Origin of the sequence: Polaromonas sp., from assembly GCF_030682935.1 — a bacterium.
Classification (GTDB): domain Bacteria; phylum Pseudomonadota; class Gammaproteobacteria; order Burkholderiales; family Burkholderiaceae_C; genus Polaromonas.
In genome coordinates this window covers 1-1,555 of sequence record NZ_JAUXNA010000107.1, presented here as the reverse complement: position 1 = coordinate 1,555, position 1,555 = coordinate 1, and the positions used below count along the sequence as shown (strand labels likewise).

Here is a 1,555-nt window from a genome sequence, read left to right as displayed (position 1 = left end):
CGCCAAGCACAGCGCACGGCCACAGCCCCAAAAACCACCCCAAAGTCCAGAAAAATAGCCCATGAAAGCCTCCCAGTTCTTCATTTCCACCTTGAAAGAAGCCCCTGCGGACGCAGAAGTCGTGAGCCATCAACTCATGACCCGTGCAGGCCTGATTAAAAAACTGGGCGCCGGCATTTACAACTACATGCCCATGGGCCTGCGCGTGATCCGCAAAGTCGAGGCCATTGTTCGCGAGGAAATGAACCGCGCCGGCGCTATCGAGATGAGCATGCCGGTGATCCAGCCGGCCGAGCTCTTGCAGGAAACAGGCCGGTTTGAAGCCATGGGCCCCGAAATGCTGCGCATCAAGGACCGCCATGGCCGCGATTTCGTGATCCAGCCCACCAGCGAGGAGGTCATCACCGACGTGATGCGCCAGGACATCCGGAGCTACAAGCAACTGCCCAAAAACCTGTACCAGATCCAGACCAAGTTCCGCGACGAGCGCCGGCCGCGTTTTGGCCTGATGCGCGGGCGCGAATTCATCATGAAAGACGCCTACAGCTTCGACCGTGACCAGGCTGCGGCCAAAGCCAGCTACCAGGTCATGGCACAGGCTTACCGGCGGATTTTTGACCGCTTTGGCCTGACTTACCGCGCCGTAGCCGCTGACAGCGGCGCCATTGGCGGCGATTTGAGCGAAGAGTTCCAGGTGATCGCTGCCACCGGCGAAGACGCCATCGTCTACTGCCCCACCAGCGACTACGCGGCCAATATGGAAAAGGCCGAAGCGCTGGCGCCCGCTGGCGCGCGTCAGGCCGCATCGCAGGCCATGACAAAAACGCCAACGCCCGGCAAGGCGACCTGTGCCGATGTCGCTGAGTTGCTCGGCATTGCGCTCGAAACTACCGTCAAGTCACTGGTCTTGGCCACCGACCAGACCAACGATGCCGGTGAAGTGATCAAGACGCAGGTCTGGCTGCTGCTGCTGCGTGGCGACCACAGCATGAACGAAGTCAAGGTCGGCAAGGTGCCCGGCCTGGATGCCAGCTTTCGCTTCGCCAGCCTGGCCGAGATCGACGAGCATTTTGGCTGCGAACCCGGTTACCTGGGACCGCTGAACTTGAAAAAACCAGTCAAGCTGGTGGTGGACCGCGAAGTGGCCGTCATGGCTGACTGGATCTGCGGCGCCAACGAAGCCGACTTTCACATCACCGGCGTCAACTGGGGCCGCGACCTGCCTGAGCCCGACCTGATAGCCGACATCCGTAATGTGGTCGCCGGTGACCCATCCCCCGACGGCAAGGGCGTGCTGGCCATCGAGCGCGGCATTGAGGTAGGCCATGTGTTCTACCTCGGCACCAAATACAGCCAGGCCATGAACGCGACTTTCCTCGGTGAAAACGGCAAGCCGCAGTTCCTGGAGATGGGCTGCTATGGCATAGGCATCACGCGCCTGCCGGCAGCCGCCATTGAGCAAAACCATGACGAGCGCGGCATCATCTGGCCCGACGCGATTGCCCCGTTCACGCTGGTGATCTGCCCGATCAGCCCGGACCGCTTTCCCGATGTC

The 1,555-nt window shown here is 61.3% G+C and carries 1 protein-coding gene; it reads left to right on the top strand.

All coding sequences use genetic code 11. The features are described from left to right. Positions 1–61 precede the first annotated feature (61 nt). Positions 62–1,555, top strand: a 1,494-nt coding sequence (locus Q8K05_RS05000) for a proline--tRNA ligase (RefSeq protein ID WP_305245423.1), incomplete at its 3' end; no start/stop codon positions are given.